The following is a 23,362-nucleotide window of genomic DNA, read 5'->3' on the forward strand; positions in this document are numbered from 1 at the left end:
TACAGAGAACCAGCGGCCGTGTGTATGGGGTTCGAAATCGACTGTAAGGAGATTCACGAGGGGTTGTGCGGCATGGTATGTGGTAGAAGCCAGACCTCATGTGCTCTCACGAATCAGGGGATTCCTGAACTCCGCTCTGCTACGTCAGGAATGACGAAGAGAAAAGGCTGCGCCAGGAATAACGAAAGGAAACCACTGTGTTAGATAACAGGAAAAAGAAACGGCCCATACTTCGGACTTCCGACTTCCGCATCTCTCCGAACATCGGCAGAAGCCAGACCATTGCATCAGTGATACAAGACAGGGATCTGAAGAAGCAAAAAAGGGGCTTAAGTGCCCCTTTTTTGAATAAGTAAAATGGCATGCTGTTATTTAATGTACTATCAATCTTACTGTTCCTAGTTCTTTTTTGTCCTGCGACAGTCTGAGTATATACGTTCCTCTGTTAAAGCCTTCTAACGGGAGGTATACTTTTCTTTCCGACCGGAGCACTGCAGCATCCAAAGATTTGGTTAATGCCAGGTTACCTGTAGTACTAAATAGTTGCAACTCAACCCTTCCTTTCAGCTCCACATTTTTCGTAAATTCAACCGTTATTCCCTCTGCTGTTGTAGGGTTTGGATATACATTGATCGACTGAATGATCTCATCCATAAGTCCTGTGGTGGTGACCAGTGTAACCGCGATTTTTCCATCTTTTACTAACGCTTCCACGTTATAGTTACTATGCTGGTTTTCAGCGATGGTGATGTCAACATCAGTAAGTGTATCCATCGGGTAGCCGGGGTACTGAATGTTTATTCTATAGGTGTCATCCGGCAGGTTCTTGAATTGGAATTCACCATTGACATTCGTATAGGTGAAGGCCACAAGTTCGTAAACCACCTCGGATGTTCTTGCTGTTCTTACTGCCCTGCGAGCGGAAACACCTGCCTGACCAACCCTCTTTCTTGCCATCATCCTGCCATCTGAGCTTTCAGCCTGCTCTTCTTCTTCAAGTGTACCATTGATCACGCCACTACCCGTTGTGCTTTTAGGTTCGGCAATCAGCCTAATATCGAAAGTTGGGTTGGTAGCGTCAATAAAGAGAGTATCGGCTTCTTCCCACAGATCAATTCTTTCGTAGTAGGTCGGAAGCTGTCCGGGGTAGGCAGTAGTATCTGCTTTGCCAAGGGCCAGATAATCACCAATTACAATATTGCTGAATGCAAAAGCGCCCTGGTTGTTCAGAGTGGTGGCCAGTGTGTCGAAGGCGGTACCTTCCTGGTTGATCTCAAACAGCAGCACCTCACCATTGGTCACCGGTTGGTTATCCGAGGTAAAGATATTGCCACTTGCGTTAGTCGTTTCTGCTACAAAGGAGATGGTGTGATGCACACTTTTTTGCCCTGTTGCATTTCTCGCCCAGATCATCAGATCGTAGGTACCCCCGGGGGTTACGTTACCAAGCCTTGGTCTAAAGAGTACATCTACAGGATTTCCCGTCTCAAGCCTTTTAACAGTACCTTTGTCAATCACGGTTCCGTTTTGCCCCAGTCTATAATTGAGCTTACTAATGACCTCGCCATCCAGTGCCTTGGCCATGGCATTGATCCTGATCCTGCCAGTGTTGGTGAGCTCGAATATGTGAGGAATAGGAGGAATACCTGAAAGCACATATGGGTCGGTTCCCGAGAATGCACCGGCACTTACTGTATTTGTAGGCACAAAATCATTATCAATGTTCAGCAGGCCACTATTGTTTGCAAATGCAGCGGTGGCATAATCGATGTTGCCGGAAGCGCTATTACCTGTAGCCTGGTAGTCGTTAATGATATTGTTAGTTACCGTAGCATCCTGTATGCTATCCGTAAAAATATTGATGGTATTAAAATCAAAGATCACATTTGTCATAACATTTTTCGCAGCCGTAGCTTTGGCAAACACAGTAGTGACTGTATCAATGATGTTGTTCTGAATAAAAATATCCTGATACGACCGGCTAACACCATTTAAAGGTGTTGAGGCGAAAGTGAAATTCGTAATATAATTTTTATTTACCAGTATATTCTGGCAATCATCATTGATACCAAACATATTGATCTTATTCCCGGTGAAGTGTACGTTTCTCAGCGTATCATTCAGCTTTGAGCTTTGATTGTTCAGTAGCACCTGGAATATATCCAATCCATACACTTCCGAGCCCTCAGCACCCTTCTTAAATCCCATACCATATACCTGTGCCGTTTCACTGGTAGCCTGAGTTTCCGGATTTTCACTAATGAAATAGCCTGGTCCGTAAATTATTCTTGGCGATTCGAATAAAGCAAAGCCCCGATTATAGGGTATGGAAGATCCTGCCACATATAATGTGTCGCCATCATTTGTGCCATAGGTGGCGGCATAAAATGATTTGAAATCAGCCATTGAATTGGGAGAATTGTCAACCGTGAAACTTTTAGGGGCGCCAGAGAAAGCTACGTTAAAGAATTCTGTCTGTATTGTAAGATCAGGCACAGCCGGGTTGGTGATTTTACAGTAATACGCTCCCAGATCATCAAAAGTGGCTCCCGTGATCTGATAGTTCATTGTGGTAGCAATGGAATCGGTAATGTTGAGCACCCATTGATATTGATTGCCTGGTGCATCATATACGTTTATAAGATCAAGCGCACCCCCTGGGTCCACAGTAGTGTAAGCATGGGGTCTTGTACCTTGCGGATTATATCTGAAATTAGCAATACCGATGTTAGCGCTGATGTCATCAAAGTCAAGCAGGTTAAATTCTACTTCTAACTGAACCATAGAAGGCATCGTAGTAAAATCCGGGATGGATGTGAATCTATTACCACTGATGCTCATGCCTTCGAGCTGAGTACTTAGTATTTCAGTAGGGAAGGCCCCTTCCAACTGGTTGCTCCAGAGCCACAGACCTCTGAGGTTGGTCAAATTGCCAATCTGGGCATCCAGCGTACCGGTGAGCTGGTGTCCACCCAGGTCAAGTGATTCCAGGTTTGTCAGGCTATAGATCTCCCCAGGAAAGGCTGTGGCCAGTGGTTGTGTGTTGGGTATGCTGATCTCCCTGAGCTGGATAAGCGTATCAAGGCCTGTAGGTAATGGCACGTTCAGTTCCTGATTGTCACCTAATGTGATGTACTGTATATTTGGAAGTCTCCAAAGCGCATCAGGAATGGTGCCCGTAAGGCCAGCATTATTCGCTCTGAATTCTACGAGTGAAGCGAGATTGCTGATGTCTGCTGGTATGACATCATTTATTGGGTTGCCTGAAATGTCAAGGTTTGCCAGAGCCGGCAGACTCCAAAAAGCTGTTGGAATTGAACCTGAAATTTGGTTGCCATCTATTCTAAACGTGTTGAGAGCGCTTAAGCTTCCTATTGATGAGGGGATTGTCCCTGTCAGATTACATCCTGAAACCCAAAATTCCGTGAGGGAAGAAACATTACCTATTTCAGCCGGTATAGTTCCTGTTAAATTAGAATTAAAAGCTCTGATCGAGCTTAATGCAGTCATATTTTGTATGTTGGCATCTAACTGCCAGTTGAGGTTTGGGTTGTCATGCACGTTGAGCTGTATGAGATTGGTTAAATTCCAGATGGTTGATGGAATAGAACCGGTGAGGTTGTTAGTATCGAAATACAACTGTTGCAAAGCGGTTAATGATCCGATAGATTGTGGAAACTCACCGTTCATGTTATTGTTGGCCAGATAGAGTTCTGTTACCCTTCCGCCATTAATGGTGACACCATCCCATGTATTGATATTACCTGAAAGCCAGTTGGTATTGTTATTCCAATTTGCTCCATTGGTGTTGTTATATAGCTCTACCAAAACGAGGCTGTCGCTCTCCAGGCTTATACCATCTAATACCATCACTTTTTTAGAGGTTGTAGAGCAGCCAAAGCTATTCAGCGCTTCATAATGGTATTGACCGTTAACGATAGGGGAAAGTACAGTGGATGTTTCTCCGGGCATTGATACTCCATTTCTAAACCACTGGTAGGAATATAACCCTGGGTCATAGGCTGTCAATGTCTCGGAGGGATTGAGCATACCGTCTTCCATTTCCAGGTGGACAATGGGTTTAGGTCGGTTTGGCGCCCACTGAGTAATGTCAATATTTTTTCCATCATTAGTAGAGGTGCTACCGAAAACAAAATAGTCGCCATCATTCAAATATGCGGAGGAATATCCGAATGTTTCTCCAACAGAAAACGCACTGGCAGGATTAGCATCAATAGTTCCGTTTATGCTTAGCGTTAACACCATGGGCCCGAAAATACCGGGCATAGCCTGATAAGTATTGTTGTAATAAACCGAATCCGTCACAATTTGTCCACTTACCAATATTGTGTTATAATTCATGCTGTAATTGATTGTGGTACCGAATTCATCAGAACTGCTGACCCCTCCCAACTGATTTGCCCACAGGTGTGTTCCGTTGGGGTCAAGGCTTCCAATGAGCATTTCAGTTCCTCCTATGGCATTGACGGTGTTGCCCTGTATAGTGATGTTATCATTAAAATTACCGGTGTAATAAACGTTGCGGGCGGTATCGGTAGTAACACTGTAGATGTTGTTAAATCCATTGGAAGATCCGTTGTCCAAACCAGCCACCCACAATGCCGAACCATCTGAGGAGCTGAGCTTTGCTATGTATGGATTGATGATATTTGCATCCGAGGCGGTAAATGAACTTGCTCCAAAGGCCACAGTACCCGTAAAATGGCCTCCTATTATAACATCGTTAAAGGCATCTGTTGCCAGGGACCATACGCGTCCTCTGCCATTGCTACCGGTAGATTGTACGGCCCACAGCTCAGTGCCAGAGCTACTGCAGGCCAGCACAAAGGATTCTGAAAGCCCTGCAGTAGTGTTGAGCACAGTGCCTCCAAGATCAATACTTCCGGAGAAAGCTCCACTGATATAGAGGTTGCCAGAGTCGTCTGTTTCTCCGTCATACGGCATTATCTGGGCTCCAAAAGGCAAATTGCTGGTTGTTACGAGAGTGGTGTAGCTGTTCGACCAGCCGGGAGTTCCGCTACTTTTACCAAATGCCTCGACACGAAGAATATGATTGGCGTACCCGGTTTCCAGTTCGGTCACCGCCACAACCACATCCGTGCTGTTCACTATAAGTGTGGGATTTGTAGCAAAGAATTCATTACCGGTTATTTGCTGTACCCACATAAATGAGCCGCTGATGTCGTAAGCTGCTACATATACTCCATATCCGACAGGCTGTGTCAGCACAGTATCTCCTACGTTTACAGTGCCTTGAAAAGTACCCAGTGAAAATACCTGAGTGCCATCCACGGCCACTTTCCAAACCTGGATGTTTTCATCCTCCAGTATACTAACATCTCCGGGGCAGGATTGAGAAAAGGCGCTGCCAATCAGTATTAAATTAAAAAGAAAACAAAGTAATGATCGATACATAATTTTTTATTGATTTAAACCTCCCAATATACACTATAGAATATACTTATCAAAGTAGTTTTTGACTATGCCGAGGATAAATGTTTAATTAAAAATATTAATGTCTGTTTATTGGGCATGTTGCGAATCATATATTATATTGATGGGTTAAAATCAAAGGATATACAACATGAAGTTAGTCTGTCATTTACTGTGTCTCTTATTAATAATACTGGCATCAATGAGTGCTTCTACTGCTCAAATTGATGAGGGCGCTTACCATCAGCTTATGGTTAATTATGACAGCGGCTATTATGACAATACCATAGAATTGGAAGCCCGGATCAATAAGGCGACTTTTTCACATGATACGTTGGCGGCCAATGCCTTCTTTTATCTGGCAGACGCTTTTTATGCTGTTAATAATCTAAAAAAGGCACAACTGTATTTCGAAAAGGAAAGGGGACACCGCGAAAAGCTGAGCCCAAGGAACACAACCGACTACAGCAATAATCTATACAACCTCGTCTATGTTTATCTCGATCAGGGGAGTTTACAAGCAGCGAAAAAGGCCGCTATTGATCTGTTGGCGGTAGACAAAGAATTGTATGGTAACGAATCAGACGAATACCTGGGTTCATTTTCTTTTTATACTGATGTATTGATCCAGTCATCCGCTTATACTCAGGCTTTGGTGGAAGTCAATACTGTTTTGAAGCAGATGGACGAGGGCAGCTATTATTATCCTGTGTTGCTTGCAAAGAAGGGAGATATTCTCAACCTTCTGGGTAATTATGACAAGGCAGAGGGAGCCCTTTTGAAGGCCATATCACTCCTGGAGGAGATGAATAGTTCACTAGATGCAAATGTTTCAAAGATCCTGCTCGGGCTGGTCTATATCAATCAGGGGAAATTTCCCGAGGCCGAAGTTACTTTTCTGGAAGCGGAAAGGCAATTGCAGGAGTTGGCTTCACCTGAGGCAGATATGGCTCTTGATGACCTTTACAATAACCTGGCGCTGGTGTACCTGGCCCTGGCGAGGTATCAGGAGGCTGTAGATATGTACAATAAGATCATGGAGCGTGACGAGCAATTGTATGGTACTAACCATCCCAATTACCTTGCCTCTCTGGTTAATCAGGGAACAGGATATGCGGATATGGAAAAGTATTCGGATGCAGAGCAGGTATTTAGCCAGGCTTTGGCCATAAATAAAGAAGTGTATGGTGATAACAGCCTTATGTATGCTAAAATAAGGAATAATATGGCCAATGTTTATCGCCTCTCAGGCCGTATTGAGGATGCCATTAGAGGGTATGAAACAGCAAGATCTGCTTTTGAAAAGCTTGAGGGAGATAAAAATCCTGATGTTGCTACAGTATATTTCAATATGGGCAAAGCTTATCTTGCTCAAAGCAATAGCAAGGCTCTTAAACACCTGGAGCATGCCTTAAAGCTGAGAAAAAGACTTCTGGGTGAATCGCACCCTCAATATGCGGAGGTCACTAATTACCTGGCCATCTACTACTGGAAAAAAGGTGATATAAAGAAAGCAGGGTCATATTTTGACGATACTTTCAAGAATTATTTCAAGCAGATTGGCGCTTTTTTCAGTGTGTTGAGCGAGGAAGAGAAAGCAAAATTTTATTCAGGAAAGCTTAAACCCGCCTTTGAGCAATTTAATTCTTTCGCCTGGAGTAATTACAAAGAGATGCCTGAATTATTAGGTACCGTTTACAACTACCAGTTGAAGACCAAGGGACTTATCATGTATGCTACTGAAAAAGTAAGGCGGAGTATTTATGATCAGGGTGATCAGGAATTGATCGACAGATATGAAAGCTGGAGAGCATTGAAGGAGCGTATTTCAAAGATGTACTCAAACAACAATTCCGGGCAGCAGGAGCAGATAGATTCTTTACTCAGCGTATCCAATGACCTGGAACGCTCTCTGGTGCGTGCCTCTGCTGCCTTTGCGCAGGTATACCAGGAAAAGGAGGTAACATGGCAGCAGGTGAGAGATAAACTGAAACCCGGGGAAGCTGCGCTTGAGATTGTTCGATTCAGAGTTTTTGGTCTTGACGATGTTAACCATTTTTCAGATCAGGTACATTATCTCGGGCTGCTCGTCACACCCGAAACGGTTGATTACCCTAAACCGGTATTGATAACTGACGGTGGGGAGCTGGAGGGTAAGTACCTCAACAACTACCGGAATGCTATTCGTTTCCAAATTGAAGACACACATTCGTATGATAAATTTTGGAAGCCGTTTCAAAGTATATTAAAACATGTGGAGCAGTTGTATTTTTCAGCGGATGGCGTATACAATCAAATCAATATTAATACGCTGAAAAATCCGGAAACCGGTGATTATCTTTTCGATGAAATTAAGGTCCGCCAATTATCCAACACCAAAGAAGTGGTTATGGGGACATCGTCCTCCTCCGGCAGCAGCTCATACCTGATCGGCTTCCCTGAGTATAAAAAAGACCAGATCGGCACTGCCAATGCCGGGAAGGTATCCAGAGGCGGGTTGAGAGGCACTTATCAGGCTATGAATAACTCAGGCGTGAGCAGAGGCTTGAGAGGCGGTCTGCTTAGGTATTTGAGAAGCGGTGAAAGCATAGTGCCATTGCCAGGTACAAAAACGGAGATAGAGGGAATATCGCAACTACATCAGTCTGAGGAGCATGCACATGTAGTAGTATTGGAGCGAGAGGCCAGTGAGGCACGTATCAAATCGATCAGGAACCCCCGTGTGTTGCACATTGCCACTCACGGGTTCTTTATGGAAAGTGCAGAGGATCCCGAAGCAATTATTACTACCAGCTATTTTGAGAATCCATTGCTACGATCGGGGCTTGTGCTGGCCGGGGCAGAGGATTTTCTCCTCAGTGGGGAGCTGCTCGAAGGAGACCAGGATGGTATACTGACGGCATATGAGGCGATGAACCTCGATTTGAACGATACAGATCTTGTGGTGCTTTCAGCCTGTGAGACCGGCCTGGGTACGGTGCGTAATGGGGAAGGTGTATATGGTCTGCAGAGAGCATTTAGGATCGCTGGTGCCAAAAGCATTATCATGAGCATGTGGAATGTTGATGACGATGCTACGCAGGAGTTAATGAATCTTTTCTACGAAAACTGGATGAGCGGACAAGAGCGCTTTGAAGCATTCTATAATGCACAGATAAAAATCAAAGAGAAGTATCAGGAACCTTTTTACTGGGGAGCCTTTGTGATTATTGGCCTGTAAGCACTATTCATTGACGGTAAAGACAAGCACCGGCCAGGGAAATCTTCTTGATTTTCTGTTGCTTCTTGGGTGTAACCCGGTGATGTTGACAGTTTTACCGCCAATTATTAGGATAAAGTCAGGATCGTTAGGGTCATATACCAGGTCTTCATGTGGTTCCAGTTTCATTAATTTTTGATGCATGGGGTACAGTTGCGTCCAAACCAGGGCATCAAAATGTTCCTGATCTTCAATTTCTGTTTCATCAAAAACAGCAAAATATGCTTGCGGATATTCACTGCCAAGAGAAGGTTTTCTCAAAAATTTGAAGATACTGTTGAACATCCGATGTGAACTTTCCCTCGTTCCCATCTCTTCAAAAATATCCATGTAGTAGTTACGCTTGTTACTTACAGGAGGAGCACCCACATATGCCTGATCATCGATCTTAAAGTATCCCCGTATCGCCTTGTTCATCATCTTATATTTAATTGTATTGGAGGACTGTCTGGTTGTATCTTTGACTTTATTCTTACTTGTGCTTTTATTAGCTTGCATCATATACTTTAAATTTCATTTAATGAATTAAAAAACATGCCAGTCGTTATTTTCAAAAAATCGCTACATCAACTGTCCGGAATACTCCTGGGTTGTGCATTTCAATACCCAGGTGTAGGGCTGCATTTCCACATCAGCAGCAGGTATGTTGGTGTGATTTTTACTTTTTAAGCTCCGGTATGATCAACTCCTGCCCGGCATGGATGTCGTTGGGGTCGCTGATCTTATGCTGGTTGGCTTTGTAAATATGTTTCCACAAAGCGGGATTACCATAAAACTCTCTGGCAATGACACTTAGCGACTCATCATCCTGTACAATATGAATTTTATAGCTTTTAGTACCGGCTGCTTTGCCCTCTGTGTTGTCGGTATCCCTTTCTTTGATTTTTTCCGATGATCTGACCATAATTTCCAGGTTTAAATAAAACATGTTCATTAACCTGTTAAAAAATTATGCCAGGGTCTGGTTCAATACTCCTGTGAAGGCTGTGCGATTGTGATGTGAAAGCCAAAAATCTCGATAAACTTTTCCTTTTGTGACAAATTTTATTCCAAACTATATTCAGTAGAATTTTAGGGAATAATGAGAAAATTATTCTCCCAACCTGCTTATTTCTACCTGCAGGGGATTGTGTAAGATGTTGACAATCAATAAATAAAAATTTGCATTCAGGCTGGTGACTGTTTTGTACTGCATTTAGTATTCCAACTAATTTTTTCAAATCTTAAAAAGTGTTTGTTATGGAGACAAGGGAAAAAAAGGAAAAGCAGAATAAAGAAAATAAAGCAAAGGCATCGGACCCTATAACCGGTAAGGCGCACAGGCCTGACGGAGATAAGATAGCCCGTAGCACAGCAAAAGGAGCCACAAACGACCAGGCTGCTAATCAGGGTGAGTTTGAAACTGAATCCGGGGCGGCCGATAATAAAACTTCTACCGGCAAAACAGGAAAAGGAACAAGTAAATCGGAGCAACCTACAAGGCAGAGAACCTCTAAAACTTCTTCCGGGCAAAGATCCGGTGAGTCGGGAACGCCACGCGGTTCGTTCGGAAGTGAGAGCTGGCAAAGAAATAGAAAAGCAGAAACACTGGCAGATTTTAATTACCTGAACCGGCAAAACCGACCTGGTACTGAGCAATCAGCAGGGTGGAGAGACAGGATGCAGTTTGAAAGTGACCAGGACGATAACGTAGGAATTAACCCTCATGGTATGAATACGCCATTGGGAATGAACACCGGTCGATACTCAGGGTACGGTGACGACCGTGACAGAAATACAGAAGGGTATGGTCGGGGTGAGCGGACCAACCTTGGCTATGAAGCACGCATGCAGTCAGAAAGAGGCCGTGATATAGAGCGTGACCAGGGCAGAGGTGATTATCGAAATACCGGTCGTTATCAGGGATATGGCGCTGATACCGGCTCTTCACCGTACCGTGGTTATGACCGCGATTATGGAAGCAAACCTACGGATTTTAGAAATCGTTCCTATGAACAGTCTCGCTATGATGATGACAGTAGTTTCACAAGAGAGGAGTCGGATTTCAGGACCAGGGCTTTTGGCTCTTATGCCAACAAAGATGAAGAAGAAAGAAGAGAGCCCAACTACTATGACAGGCATGGGAGGTATGCCGGCCGTTCAAATAAAAGTAATTACGATGCCGGAGATGATGACAGTTACGGCATGTCGCGATACAGTGATGCTGAGCGTGGTCACAACAGGGGCTCTTACGGCTCAAGACATCAGGAAGGTTCCGATCGATATTTTACCAGCCGGGAACCGGAGAATTTTGAAAACCGAAGCAGCCGGTATGAAGGTCAGGGCCGAAGCCGTGAATCTGACCGGGAAAGATATTGGAGGCGCGAAAGAGACCGAGAAAGATCCAGCTACCAGGGCTATGGTGAATCCAGATATTCCGACCGGCACGGCAGAGACAGGGATCTGGAAAGAAGGGGCGAAGATGAGGAGTACCGTAGAAGGAGAGGAGGTGTAGACACCAATCGTTATAACGAAGGCCGTGCCTCCCGCGGACATAGAAATTACGATGATCCCTATCGTCAATATGATTGGGGTTCGAGGGGAGGTGACTAATAGCCTGCATTCTACAGGTGATAATAATTAAGCTGCCTTTGAAAGTATTGCCGCCACCATACTGCAACTTTCTTTTGGGCAGCTTTTTTCTGTAAAATAACTAGAGAAAACTCTAAGTGGCTTTAAGAAAACGTTCATGCCAAAGGGCGGGACGAAGTCCCAAAAAGCGGAGTTCCGTACAGTTGTCCATAGCCGTTAACTTAAGAGAAAATAGCCCCAGAGGATATACATAATAACCTAAATATATGACCCTTTGTGAAAATATATGGTCTCACACCTCACCTATCAAAAGCCTGTGCTTTTACTACAGCCTGCACTTCCCTCTCCTTGAGGAGAGGGCAATTCTTCTGTGCTTATATTTCAGCCTGTTCAGGGGTGAGGTGATAACTCAAGACGGGAATAAAATGATTGGGTTTAGCATTTTAGATATCATTTTACAAGGGCTACAGACATTACGCTCCTACCGGGATGTTTAAATTAACGGCTATGGTACAGTTGTCGGGAAGAGCATCTTTGAGGCAAGCGTAAAGCAGATATTGGCGCTTTCTTGCAGACACTAACTAATTCTTCCCTACTTTGTCGGCTGACTGATTTTGCCAGGGCTTCCCAATAGCTGATAAGTATTCAGAACGGTTCCACTCATCGAGTATGGAACTATTCTCCGGATCGGGAACACAAATGTAAACTTCGTCCGAGGGATTGTCTGTGATTTTGAGGCCGCATGTGCGTAGCATGGCTCCGACAGCAGCATGGTTGGCTACCCACCAGTTGGTAGGATCTCCGGCAAACCGTTTTTCTATAAAGGCCAGCTTTGGCCACCCGGTTTCAAGCATTTCTTCCCTGTCGTGAACACCATAATCGTCACGAATGACTTTTTCTTTTTTATCAGGCATCATGAGTGTCTGGAAGATCATCATCCTTCCTACCTTCTCCGCAATGGTATCCAGCGCAAGTAAAGGATACCTGAGGTGGTACAGTACGCCCATAAACCAAACCATGTCAAATTTTTCATTTAGCCTGGCCAGGTCGTATACCTGCATTTGTTTAAATCTGACCCTATCTTCCAGCCGGTAGGCTTTGGCTGCCCATTCCGCCTGCTTCAGATAGTGAGGGTCCAGGTCAATACCCAATACATTTGCACCCCTTTTAGCTAATTCGAAAGAATAGAACCCGGCATTGCATCCTATGTCTAACACTTTCCAGCCGTTAAGGTCCTCAGGGATGTGCGGAGCCAGTTCCTTCCATTTAAATTTTGGAAAATCTCCCAGGAAATGGTCGGGGGCGGTTTGTTCCCCGCCAGGAAGGTGCAGGTTGTGAAACCATGGCTTCAGTGCTTCTATTTCTTCCAATATATTTTTTGTCATCATGGGTTCGTTGATTATTGTTAACAATAAATTGCACCTGTTATTAATGTCCGAAACCAGTTCTTCCTTTCCTAATATAAGCCCAGGCAATTAGTATTGCTCTAAAGAGGCTAACTCTTCATAGTAGGCCACCAATTCACGCGCTCTATGTGCTGCGGTATGTGCCAGTAGCACTTTCTGTCTCGCTGCGTTACCAAGTTGAATACGCTGCTCCTGAGTGGTATACTTTAAAATATCCATCATTTCATCATTATTACGCGCTATAAATATCTCTTTGTCTTTCTCAAATAGATCTGTAAGACCTTTCCAATAATCACTGATAATGGGCACTCCACACGCTGCAGCTTCAAAAAGCCTGACGCTGGGGGAGTAGCCCAACCTGATCATGGCCTGTCGCGTGACGTTGAGCGTAAAGATTTGTTCGTTGTAAAATTTTCGGTGCAGCTCTGGTGGCAAATGATCTATTCGCTCTACATTGGCAGGCCATGCCATACCTTCAGGGTAGCCCGGTCCGGCTACAACGAATTTTTGATCAGAGATCTTTTTTGAAGCCTCTGCCAAAAGGCTGTCAACGGTTGGTTGCCTGTCATCACTGTAGGTTCCCAAATAGCCTAATAACCATTTTTTTTCTACATCCATGGGATAGTAAATACCGGGATCAAAAGAACAGTACAAAGCTTTTGCTTTACGTGCGCCATAAGTTGATTCAAGCAACTGCAATACTTCCCCTCCTGAAAAGGACAGATAGATGTCAAATAGAGGAACAAGATCTTTGCTCAGATATTCATCATCATCATTATCCAGCTTATGGAGCGTTACCGGTGTATCGATATCATAAAAGGCTTTAACACCCTCGGCTATATTCAGAACCCACCGGCATACTGATACACCTTCCGGTACATAAGAACCTACTATCACCATATCGGTTTTGCGTATCAGTGACTCAAAATTCTGTCTTAGCTTATACACAGATTCATAAAAGATCAGGTGAAAATCTTCCGGGCTTGAAAAGTCGCGGTTGCTGCTATACCAGGGCTTATCGTGTTCGAGAAAATATATTTCATGACCCAGTGCAGACAGTTCGCGCAGCAGGCCCCGGTAAGTAGTGGCATGTCCATTGCCCCACGATGAGCTTACCGTAAGTCCGATAAACACTATTTTCATACTACTGATGGTTTGGGTTGAAGTATGGTTTTCAATTGCCTGGCCCGATGGTCGTATGTATGGCTGTTTTGTGCTTTTTCCAATGCAGCCTGGCCTATTTCCCGGGCTCTTTTTTTATTTAAAAATTTCAATACCTCTTTTACATTGGCAGGTGAGTGAGCCACTATTATTTCCTCCTGGGGTTTAAAAAATTCCGAGATACCATTCCATGCGTCAGAAATAATACAGGCGCCGGCGCCTGCGGCTTCAAACACCCTGGTAGCAGGGGAAAACCCGTATGATGCCATACTATCGCGACTGATATTGAGAATAGCCAGAGGAGAGCAGTTAAATGCATTGTGGTCCTTTGTGGGTACGTGACCAATATATTTTATATTATCGGGGAGCGCCTTATTATCCCATCCACTGCCACCAAGAATAAATTTTTTATCAGGAAGCGCACGTGCTACTTCAATAAAATATTGCTCGACTCTCTTTTCTCTGTCAGGTAGCCTGTTTCCAAGAAATGCCAGGTCACAAACGTACTCTTCCTGGGGTTTTACGACATGATGTGTCTCAGGGTCAAAGGCATTATATATGGAGGTGCAATCTCTGGCTCCTAGAAGGCGGTAAGCCTCTTCAACGGGTTTGCCACCACCATAGGTTAAGATTTGATCATACTGCGGGATAAGTTTACGGAAATAGTCATCGCTATTGTTGATCACCCGGTCCAGTGTAGCCGGGGCATCCACATCCCAAAAAATTATTTGCTGATCGGGTTTTCTGATCTTCAGGATCTCCTCCTCAAGCTCCTGGTCAAACACACCTACTCCACTGGCCTTGATGATGATATCGGCTTTTAATGCCTGGTTCATGCATTTCCCCAGATCATTCTTTGATGGCTGATATACTACCACTTTGGCATAATCGGGATCATCTATGTCCCTGTTGGCCTGTCTTTCATATATGTCAGGTTCATAAAAAGTTATGGAGTATTCTAATCGATGAAGGGTTTTAATTATACCGCGGTAGTATGTGGCCGCGCCATTCCAGTAAGCGCTGACCAGGCTACTTCCAAAAAAAGCAATATTCACTGGTTTTTGCATAGTTATGCCTCCTGTCTCACTTGATTATAGTTGATGATCTGTTTGTAAATGATTAGCAATTCCGTTGCTCTATGCATGCATGTATGTCTGGAGCAAATAGTAGAATAGGCATGATCAGCCATGTTTCTGGCGAATGCCTCGTTATGCACCACCTTGTCGAGCATTTGAGTCATTTCCTCTCCGGAGTGTGCCATCAGGAAGTCTTTACCGGCAGTAAACAAGCCTTCCGTGTCTTCCCAGGGAGCGCTGAGTAGCGGGATCTTTGTTGCCATAGCTTCAAAGGGCCTGATAGTAGGTATGCCATGCAGATGCTCACGATAAAATCGCCTGGGAACGTGTATTGTCGCTTTATATTTAGAAAATGTTTCGGCTACCTTACAAGTAGGCAGCCATCCGCCATATTCTATACCGGCTCTTTCCAGCGATCGAAGTGCATGCTTTGGATACCTTACGCCATAAAATTTTGCCCGAAGCCCCAATGCTTTTACAGGTTCGATAATATATTCATGAAGTTCCTCGGTGCGTTCGTTATCTCCCCAGTTACCGATCCACACCACATCACCCAAAATTTCATCACGTACCATAGGGTGGTAGGTATCCGTATCTGCAGCTTCATGCCAGGTCCACACATTTTGATGCCAGCCCTCATGCAGGTATTCCTTGCGCAGGGTGTTGCCAAAAGCCAGTACACCATCATAATGTGAAAGATCGTATCGTTTCATTTCCTCCTTGGCGGAAATGGCCCTGTGGTGAGTGTCGTGAAAAAGTAATACATAATCGTGAATGAGCTTGAAATCGCCAATGGCCTTCACCAGAGCTGGTTCATTCCACTCGTGAACGATCACTATGTCTGCTCCGTCCAGCATTTCTTTGAGGTTATGGTCCTTAGGGTCGTAAAAGGAAGATCTTAGATGAGGAAAAAATGATTCAAAGTCTTCAATAGCTTTGGTGCCATAATCCTTGATAAGAGAGTTGAGACTCCATCCGTTGCGCGGTTCATAAACTTTTACATCGTGTCCCATTTTTAAAAGTGAGGCATAAATACCACGTAAGAAGTGGGCATTGCCATGATTCCAGTCGGATATTAACGAATGATAAAATAATACAATCTTCATATTGGGTCTTTTCTTTAGGTGAGCAACGTATGGCTTTCGTGCCTTACATTGTTGTATAGGTTTATATATTGTTCTGTCTTTTTCTTTAAAGTATACCGTTGAGATCTTTTATAGGCTTCGGCTGCCATGCAATTGCGATATTTAACATCGCTCAGCAGTGTATTGCATGTATGGGCCAGCGCTTCCGGGTTATCAGGTTCTACATAGCACATGGACTCCCCCCACAATTCGCGCATTGTTGCAATGTCACCACCCACGAGCGCGCACCTTCTTGATGCTGCCTCGAGAAAAGAAAGGCCAAAAGGCTCATATTTTACGGGCAAAACATATATCGCGCTGATGTTTAGCCAGCCAAAGATCTCAGGTCGGCTCAGTATGCCTAAAAAGGTAACATTTGCCGTATTATTTTTCTCCCGGGATCCTGCTCCTGCGATATATATTTTACCGTTGATATTGTCTGCAGCCTTCAGTAGCAGGTCAATATTTTTTGCTTCATCCCACAGTCTTCCCATGCTGAATATGATGGGCTGCTTATCGGTACTGACCTTAGATGGCGCCAGTGCATTGTAAATAACAGTAGACCTTTCCGGATGGCCATAAATACGCTGAAAGGTGCTAAGCATGGCAGCGCTGGGAGCTACAACCATGTTTGCCCCATGAAATGCCTCCCTCACCACATTAAAATAGTAGTTAAACCGCCCGGGGAGAGGTTCCTTTTTAACAGCCTCCCACCAACTGCTGACACACGAGTGGGCGACCAGTATTTTAGGGCAGTCCCAACCCATATTTACATGCGCGTAATTATTAAAGTGAATGAGGTCCGGCTGCTCTTTTTCATATATCCTGGTCAACCATTGGCCAGCTTTTTCCACGTCATTCCATGGGCTGTCCATCCACTCCAGCTTACATGTTTTGTGATAAAATTTGACCCCGCGACATTGATGAAGGTCCGCCCGCTGTGCTTCTGTCAGTTTTGGCCCCATGGCTACCAGCACTACCTTTACCTGCTCCCTCAGTAGCCCGGCTACCAGGTCGATAGAATAGTGCCACACCCCTCCTGCAGTGTCCGTTGTCATTAGTATTTTCATACTCTTGTGAAATTGTAAATATCTTCCAGCAGTGCTGCTGATTTAATGAATTCATTATTCGACAAGCTGAAGGAGCTGTTTTTTGCCAATCTTTCCGCCCAGTATTGAATGGCTCTTCCTCCCCAGTCATCAGGTGGAGTTACGATCACTTCAGAATAATTTTGAGAATATATTTCGGCCTGGAAATCATAAAAAGAGCCGTTGACATTATGAAAACTTGCCCCGCCCTTAGTACCGTAGATCTTCAGGTATATTTCTGCATCTTTCCCTACGGAGAGTCTCCAGCTACAGGCCAGTCTCATACTTATCCCGCTTGATGTACAAAGCTGTGCCTCGGCATAGTCTTCCACGGTTTCCCAGTGATTGGAAATAGTTTTGCCCTCTGACAGGATATTGGCATACCTTACCTCCGTTGAAGGAGCGTTGAAAAGGTACAACATAAGATCCACCAGGTGCGACCCCAGGTCCATTAAACAGCCTCCCCCGGACAGCTTCGGATCATAAAACCACGGTTTATCAGGACCATAGGAATTGTGAAATACTGCCTCTACAGCATATATTTTGCCCAGTGTACCATCTTCGATCACTTCTTTAATGGCCTGTATACCTTTGGTGTACCGGTAGGAGTAGTCGACACCTAAGAGTTTATTCATTTTCTGGGCCTGATTTACCACTGCTCTTGTTTCGGCAAGGTTTCTTCCTAATGGCTTTTGACAAAACACCGCTTTTCCGAGTTCTAAAGCCCTTATGGCCTGCTTAGCATGAAGTGCACTCGGAGTAGCAATTACAACACCGTCAATATTTTCCTTGAGCAGGTCGTCTATCGATTCGTAGGCCTTTGCCGATGGAACTACCTTTAATGTTTCATCGATATTCGGCTGGTAGGTATCACATATTGCTATGTTGTCTGATAGTTTGCAAGAGACCAGTGTTTCCAACCTGTTTTTGCCTATCCAACCAACACCCAGAAAACCTAATTTTGGCAGGGTGTCTTGTCGTACTTCTGCTACTTCACTCATAAGATTAAAATTTTACGTATCCTTTAATAAAACCTTCGGGGCACTTTTTCAGAATTTCAAATGCCTCTTCTAATTGCTCAAATGTAAACTCGTGGGTCAGAAAATCCTTCGGGTTTAAGCGCCCCTGATTCACCGAATCGATAGCAGCCTTTATTCCTTCTTTATATTTCTTCTGATCTCTTTCATGTGCATTGATCACGTCAATTGCTTTCCAGTTCCACTGCTGCATATTTACTTTGCGTAAGCCGTCCTGATGATAGCCCGCAATGATCAGTTTTCCATAGTCAGCTATTAACTCAGCAGCCAAATCAAGAGGCCATTGTTTGCCTGTACACTCTATTATCCTTTCACAGCCGTTTCCTGCAGTTAGCTCCCGTACTACTTCAATGATCTGCCAGTGATCATTCATTTTAATACACTGATCAGCATACCGGCCGGCCAGTTTTAGTGACGAGTCTCTTCGTGATAATGCAAGTACCCGGGCTCCCTTTTCTTTGGCCAACTGTACCAGTCCCAGGCCTAAAAAGCCTAACCCGATGATGGCTACCGTTTGGCCTTTTTGGATGTCAGCTCTACGTAAGATATTCATCATGCAGCCAAACGGTTCTCCCGGAAAAGGAACATTTTCCAGTGCAGGAGGGATGAGTATGCAATCTTCAGCAGGAAGGGTAGCGTATTCGGCAAATACATTGCCTGCCAGCATTGCTACACGTTGCCCCGGAGTAAGCTCAACTCCGGGACCTGTTTCCTCAACCCTTCCCCAGCCTTCGTGGCCGGGCACACCGGGTTCCATGGGGTAGTTAAACCACTCGCGGCCTTCCCATACGGGGATGTTCGAAGCACAAAGGCCTACACCTTCCAGCCTCACCAGCACTTCTCCTTCACGGGGCTGTGGTATTTGCTTTTGCACAAACTCCACAGATCCCGGGGAGCTGATTACTGCTGCCCGGTAGGGATCTATTACGGGTGTTTCTAACTCAGAACTTGTAAATTCGGTTTTATTCATGAAGCAATTCCATTTGTTAGTTGTTGTATTGTAATATTGGGTTTATGTTGTTTTTGCAGCCAACGATAGAGCCTATCGATGCCTTCTGACATAGTTACCGAAGGAGACCATCCTACCGCTTTCTTTAGTTTTCTGTAATCAGAAATATAATACACCTGGTCTCCGGTTCTTACTTTGTCAAACTGAAGATCGACCTTAACATCTTTTTTGATCTCGATCAGATGGACCAACTCGAGGAGGCTGATCGAATTATCTAAGCCCCCGCCAATATTGAATGCCTCTCCATTGATCTTTTCGATATTTTCCCAGGCCAACTGAAAGGCTTTCACCAGATCATCTATGAAAAGTATATCCCGTACCTGCTTGCCATCTCCATAAATATGGATCATCTCTTCTTTAATGGCATTGATAAGAAAGTGTGCCACCCAGCCCTGGTCTTCCGTACCAAATTGATGAGGACCATAAATACAACTCATTCTAAACACCACAGCCTTGAGGTCAAAGGAACGTGCATAATCAAGTACATACTGCTCTGCGGAGCCCTTGGAGCTGCCATAAGGGCTGTGAAAGTCCAGGGGCTGGCTCTCACTGATCCCATATTTTTGTATATCTCTATCACGGGGTACATATCTGAAATCAGACTGATCAAAAGCAACATCATGCAAGCTGCCATACACTTTATTAGTTGAAGTAAAAATGATTGGTGGCTGATGTGCTGATTCGCGAATGGCCTCCAGAACGTTAAATGTACCTCTGATATTAACATCGAAATCAAATGACGGATCTTCCAGGCTGGTAGTAACTGCCACCTGTCCTGCCAGATGGAAGATCATACAGGCATGGTCTACTGCTTTTTTCAGGTTGAAATAGTTTCTGATGTCTGCAATCTCTACCCAAATGCTTTTACTGTCATGTTCTGACAAAAGCCACTCCAGGTTCTTCTCTACTCCCGGGCGCGATAAGTTATCGTATACAATCACTTTATGCCCCAGGTTGAGGAGGTGATTAGCCAGATTGACGCCAATAAAGCCCGCCCCACCGGTAACTAACACATATTTGTCGGTGGACTTTCTTGCCTTTTTTGCTGCAGGGTTACTACTCTTACACCAGTCAATATCTTTCAGTGAATGCAGGTCAAATGATTCCATCATCCGATAGAGCAACTTTGGCTTTCCTTTATAGTCCTTCAGGCCAAAGTGATATTCCCGTTCATCCAGATGGAACCCATCAACCGTGGACCGGCTGGGGCAGAGGTCATATAGCGAATACCAGTATACTCTTGTTGCCGAGCTATTTATCACTTTAATAAACTCTTGCAATTGCTGTTTCTCATCATACTGCCAGGTAGAGAACCCTGCTTCCGTTATCCATATTTCCGGTTGCAGGTTATGGTCGTCCAATACCTTTTGTACCGATTCTATTTGGTCATTCCAGTTGCGGAAGTGGGAGTCAAAAGAACCGGGAAAGCCATGGATACCCACAGCATCTACATTTTCAAGTACATTGCGCTGAGCCATAAAATCCAGCCAGTTAACATCAATCGGACTCATGCCGCCCAAAGCCACCTTTTTGCCCAAGTGCTTTGACCAATAAGCAGCACAGATGATCATTTCACAAAAAATATCCCAGTTGCTATCCAGTGTATAATCATACTCGCTTCTATTGTTTGGCTCATTCCACAGCTCTACCCATTCAAAGTGTTCCCCATACCTGTTAATGAATATATCCATGAAATCAGCAAATCTTTTAGGGCCCTTGGGAGGGGAAGAAGTTTTATGCGCAATGCCTATTGAAGGAGGAGTATACAGAAAGCAGGGGAGGATCTCTACTTCCTTCGACAACCTTGGCAGAAGCCAATCGTACCATGCTTCCCCTTCCTTGGTGTAATAATCGGCCCATGAAATGCCTGTTCTCAGATGTTTTATTCCTATTGTTTTAAGGTCATTTAAGGTCTGTTCTACTTTTTCATACTCCCCAAGATGAAACCATTGAAGGATCCCTATCTCTTTGGATTCATCAGGGCGTTTTCTTGAATATTTTTTATTATTAGTGCTGTTATTATTCTTTCTCATGGTCTTCATATTATGGTTAAACGGTCAGGCCTCTTGAAGACAACTCTGCTTTAGCCTTGTCCACATGATCTTCTGCCATCTGATCTTCCAGCCATTCGACCAGCTCCCTCATCCCTTCTTGGAGTGATACCTGTGGAGAATAGCCAAGTATCCTGTTTGCCTTGGATATGTCAGCAAAACAATGCCTTATGTCGCCTACACGATACTCTCCTGTAATTTCTGGCAGAATGTATTCTTTGCCCATAGTTTCGGCCAAAAGCTGAGCCAGGGCGCGTATAGAATAGCTCTCACCGCTACCAATATTAAAAACCTCTTGAGCCGACTGGTCAGTTTCCAACGCCAGGCGGCATGCTCTCGCCACATCCCTTACATGCACAAAATCACGTTGCTGGTTGCCATCTTCAAATATCAATGGCGCCCGCTCATTCAGTAGCCTGGATGAAAATATTGCCAACACTCCTGTGTAGGGGTTAGACAATGACTGACGGGTGCCGTAAACATTGAAGAACCGCAAAGCCGTTGTCGGAATGTTGTAGGCCTGGCCTGTCATCAGGCACAGTCGTTCCTGATCATACTTAGATAGCGCATATACTGAAGATAGATTAGGCGCCTTAAACTCGGGTGTGGCAATCGGGGTTAAAAGCTTGCCTTCCCCGTTATATGTTTCCCAATCATTGTTTTTCAACTGCTCTATTGATCGCTTGGCGGTTTGATGCAACTTGCCGGCCTGATCCTGATAAAGCCCTTCTCCGTAAATACTCATGCTGGAAGCAACTACAAGCTTTTTTACGGGATTTTTGATCAGCGCCTCTAGCAGTGTTGCAGTTCCTAAGTTGTTTACATCGGTGTACTCTTTTATCTCATACATCGATTGGCCAACACCGACCAGTGCTGCGAAGTGATACACGGCATCAACTTCCTGCACCAGTTCTTCCAGCAAGTGTTTATCTCGTACATCACCATTGATCAGTTGCACATGATCGTTAAGGTATTCAGGCCGGAAGCAGTCCGGCCCGTGAACCTGTTCAGACAGGTTGTCCAGAGCAATAACTTCATATTTATTTTTTATTAATTCATCACCAAGGTGGGAGCCGATGAAGCCGGCGCCTCCGGTTATCAATATTTTCTTCACGCTGTTTAGTTTTAGTTGGTACTAGGTTTAACCTGCCTGGGTGCAATTTCAATTCCAGAAGGTGGAGAAGAAGAGAAAGTTGTAGAAGAAGGTGCTGTTAAATGGCTTTATCCTTTTTTGTTGTACCTCTACCTGATGAACACCTCTTAAGAAAATGTGGATTTCGATGCCCATAGGGAGAACATGCATCTACACCCTTTTTAATTATACTCGCTGGTCCTTAGGTGTTATCACCAATTTTGAAATGCTAACTTCCGGTGATAAGGAGAGTATATTGCAAACTGTTTCAGCCACTTTATCAGCAGAAACACAGCCCAACCCAATGTCGTCAACATTATGATTGCTGCTGATCATGTGTTCAAAAAAAGCGGTATCTACCACTCCCGGAGACAATACCGATACCCGCAGTTCCCTGGCTTCCAGTCTGAGTGTATCTGCGATCATATTGAGCGCTGCCTTTGAGGCGGAATATACGCCCCCATATTCATAAGGTTGCTCTGCGGCAATAGAAGAGACAAAAACTATATCCCCTGTTTTATTTCCAATCATCTCCGGTAAAAAAGCCCTTACAAATCTCAAAGCCCCTACTACATTGATATCCATCACTCTTTTCCATTTTTCAGGATCACCCTCTGCTAATTTTTCATGTATCCCCTGGCCTGCATTGGAGATGAGCACATCCGGGACTCCATACTTATGCCTGACATACACCCACAGCTCATGTATATCCTTTGCAGAGGTAATGTCACATGCATGATGATCGACATTCGGAGTGCCGGAGGGATTGACGTCTGCATTAACAACCAGGTATTGTTGCTTGGCCAGGGCGATTGCAATGGCCTTTCCGATACCGGAACTCGCACCGGTAATAACGGCTACTTTTTTGTTTTTCATTTAGTTTCGCGACTGATTGCCACTTACAGTTCATAGATTGTGCCACATAATCGGTAGGCGTGAATGGATATTTGAAACTCGTCCCGCCCTTTGGAGGGAACGTCTCTTAAAACCACTA

15 protein-coding genes are annotated in these 23,362 nt (G+C 44.5%); 2 read left to right on the forward strand and 13 right to left on the reverse strand.

Annotated elements, in window-relative coordinates; genetic code table 11:
- Positions 1 to 372 precede the first annotated feature (372 nt).
- The gene (locus C900_RS22180) at positions 373 to 5,436 is read right to left on the reverse strand and encodes a T9SS type A sorting domain-containing protein (protein WP_009582493.1); all 5,064 of its coding nucleotides are present in this window, start codon (positions 5,434 to 5,436) and stop codon (positions 373 to 375) included.
- A gap of 220 nt (positions 5,437 to 5,656) precedes the next feature.
- Here C900_RS22180 and C900_RS22185 point away from each other — a divergent pair, with 220 nt between their 5' ends.
- On the forward strand, positions 5,657 to 8,674 hold the full coding sequence (locus C900_RS22185; RefSeq protein ID WP_009582494.1) for a CHAT domain-containing protein: 3,018 nt from the start codon (positions 5,657 to 5,659) through the stop codon (positions 8,672 to 8,674).
- Positions 8,675 to 8,677: 3 nt separating this feature from the next.
- On the opposite strand, the gene C900_RS28815 is transcribed toward C900_RS22185, so the two are convergent.
- Positions 8,678 to 9,214: a YqcI/YcgG family protein gene (locus C900_RS28815; RefSeq protein WP_051052965.1), complete on the reverse strand. Its 537-nt coding sequence runs from the start codon at positions 9,212 to 9,214 to the stop codon at positions 8,678 to 8,680.
- Positions 9,215 to 9,371: 157 nt separating this feature from the next.
- A complete protein-coding gene (locus C900_RS22195) occupies positions 9,372 to 9,617 on the reverse strand; it encodes a LysM peptidoglycan-binding domain-containing protein (RefSeq protein ID WP_157494130.1) in 246 nt (81 codons plus the stop codon).
- A 335-nt stretch (positions 9,618 to 9,952) separates the two neighbouring features.
- Here C900_RS22195 and C900_RS22200 point away from each other — a divergent pair, with 335 nt between their 5' ends.
- On the forward strand, positions 9,953 to 11,305 hold the full coding sequence (locus C900_RS22200) for a hypothetical protein (protein WP_009582497.1): 1,353 nt from the start codon (positions 9,953 to 9,955) through the stop codon (positions 11,303 to 11,305).
- Positions 11,306 to 11,865: 560 nt separating this feature from the next.
- Here C900_RS22200 and C900_RS22205 read toward each other — a convergent pair.
- The 10 genes from C900_RS22205 to C900_RS22250 all read right to left on the reverse strand — a co-directional run bounded on the left by C900_RS22205 (position 11,866) and on the right by C900_RS22250 (position 23,244).
- Entirely contained in the window at positions 11,866 to 12,672 is an 807-nt protein-coding gene (locus C900_RS22205) for a TIGR04290 family methyltransferase (RefSeq protein ID WP_009582498.1), read from the reverse strand.
- 87 nt (positions 12,673 to 12,759) lie between these two features.
- The gene (locus tag C900_RS22210; protein WP_009582499.1) at positions 12,760 to 13,833 is read right to left on the reverse strand and encodes a CgeB family protein; all 1,074 of its coding nucleotides are present in this window, start codon (positions 13,831 to 13,833) and stop codon (positions 12,760 to 12,762) included.
- A complete protein-coding gene (locus C900_RS22215) occupies positions 13,830 to 14,918 on the reverse strand; it encodes a CgeB family protein (protein ID WP_040497314.1) in 1,089 nt (362 codons plus the stop codon). The genes C900_RS22210 and C900_RS22215 overlap by 4 nt, the downstream gene beginning before the upstream one ends.
- 2 nt (positions 14,919 to 14,920) lie before the next feature.
- Positions 14,921 to 16,033: a CgeB family protein gene (locus C900_RS22220; RefSeq protein ID WP_009582501.1), complete on the reverse strand. Its 1,113-nt coding sequence runs from the start codon at positions 16,031 to 16,033 to the stop codon at positions 14,921 to 14,923.
- Positions 16,034 to 16,047: 14 nt separating this feature from the next.
- Positions 16,048 to 17,121: a glycosyltransferase family 4 protein gene (locus tag C900_RS22225; RefSeq protein ID WP_083867554.1), complete on the reverse strand. Its 1,074-nt coding sequence runs from the start codon at positions 17,119 to 17,121 to the stop codon at positions 16,048 to 16,050.
- Entirely contained in the window at positions 17,118 to 18,140 is a 1,023-nt protein-coding gene (locus tag C900_RS22230; RefSeq protein ID WP_009582503.1) for a Gfo/Idh/MocA family protein, read from the reverse strand. The genes C900_RS22225 and C900_RS22230 overlap by 4 nt, the downstream gene beginning before the upstream one ends.
- A gap of 4 nt (positions 18,141 to 18,144) precedes the next feature.
- Complete coding sequence (locus C900_RS22235) at positions 18,145 to 19,146, reverse strand: MDR/zinc-dependent alcohol dehydrogenase-like family protein (protein ID WP_009582504.1); 1,002 nt, start codon at positions 19,144 to 19,146, stop codon at positions 18,145 to 18,147.
- A complete protein-coding gene (locus C900_RS22240) occupies positions 19,143 to 21,218 on the reverse strand; it encodes a GDP-mannose 4,6-dehydratase (protein WP_157494131.1) in 2,076 nt (691 codons plus the stop codon). The genes C900_RS22235 and C900_RS22240 overlap by 4 nt, the downstream gene beginning before the upstream one ends.
- 16 nt (positions 21,219 to 21,234) lie before the next feature.
- Positions 21,235 to 22,350 (reverse strand): NAD-dependent epimerase/dehydratase family protein, encoded by a 1,116-nt coding sequence (locus tag C900_RS22245; RefSeq protein ID WP_009582506.1) that lies wholly within the window; start codon positions 22,348 to 22,350, stop codon positions 21,235 to 21,237.
- A 204-nt stretch (positions 22,351 to 22,554) separates the two neighbouring features.
- Complete coding sequence (locus tag C900_RS22250; protein WP_009582508.1) at positions 22,555 to 23,244, reverse strand: SDR family oxidoreductase; 690 nt, start codon at positions 23,242 to 23,244, stop codon at positions 22,555 to 22,557.
- Positions 23,245 to 23,362 lie beyond the last annotated feature (118 nt).

It is taken from the genome of Fulvivirga imtechensis AK7 (assembly GCF_000331535.1).
GTDB lineage: Bacteria > Bacteroidota > Bacteroidia > Cytophagales > Cyclobacteriaceae > Fulvivirga > Fulvivirga imtechensis.

Coding starts and splice junctions, on each gene's coding strand:
- C900_RS22250 (WP_009582508.1), bottom strand. CDS start 23,244: ATGAAAAACAAAAAAGTAGCCGTTATTACCGGTGCGAGTTCCGGTATC.
- C900_RS22180 (WP_009582493.1), bottom strand. CDS start 5,436: ATGTATCGATCATTACTTTGTTTTCTTTTTAATTTAATACTGATTGGC.
- C900_RS22205 (WP_009582498.1), bottom strand. CDS start 12,672: ATGATGACAAAAAATATATTGGAAGAAATAGAAGCACTGAAGCCATGG.
- C900_RS22195 (WP_157494130.1), bottom strand. CDS start 9,617: ATGGTCAGATCATCGGAAAAAATCAAAGAAAGGGATACCGACAACACA.
- C900_RS22240 (WP_157494131.1), bottom strand. CDS start 21,218: ATGAGAAAGAATAATAACAGCACTAATAATAAAAAATATTCAAGAAAA.
- C900_RS22220 (WP_009582501.1), bottom strand. CDS start 16,033: ATGAAGATTGTATTATTTTATCATTCGTTAATATCCGACTGGAATCAT.
- C900_RS22185 (WP_009582494.1), top strand. CDS start 5,657: ATGAGTGCTTCTACTGCTCAAATTGATGAGGGCGCTTACCATCAGCTT.
- C900_RS22200 (WP_009582497.1), top strand. CDS start 9,953: ATGGAGACAAGGGAAAAAAAGGAAAAGCAGAATAAAGAAAATAAAGCA.
- C900_RS28815 (WP_051052965.1), bottom strand. CDS start 9,214: ATGATGCAAGCTAATAAAAGCACAAGTAAGAATAAAGTCAAAGATACA.
- C900_RS22210 (WP_009582499.1), bottom strand. CDS start 13,833: ATGAAAATAGTGTTTATCGGACTTACGGTAAGCTCATCGTGGGGCAAT.
- C900_RS22225 (WP_083867554.1), bottom strand. CDS start 17,121: ATGAAAATACTAATGACAACGGACACTGCAGGAGGGGTGTGGCACTAT.
- C900_RS22235 (WP_009582504.1), bottom strand. CDS start 19,146: ATGAATAAAACCGAATTTACAAGTTCTGAGTTAGAAACACCCGTAATA.
- C900_RS22215 (WP_040497314.1), bottom strand. CDS start 14,918: ATGCAAAAACCAGTGAATATTGCTTTTTTTGGAAGTAGCCTGGTCAGC.
- C900_RS22230 (WP_009582503.1), bottom strand. CDS start 18,140: ATGAGTGAAGTAGCAGAAGTACGACAAGACACCCTGCCAAAATTAGGT.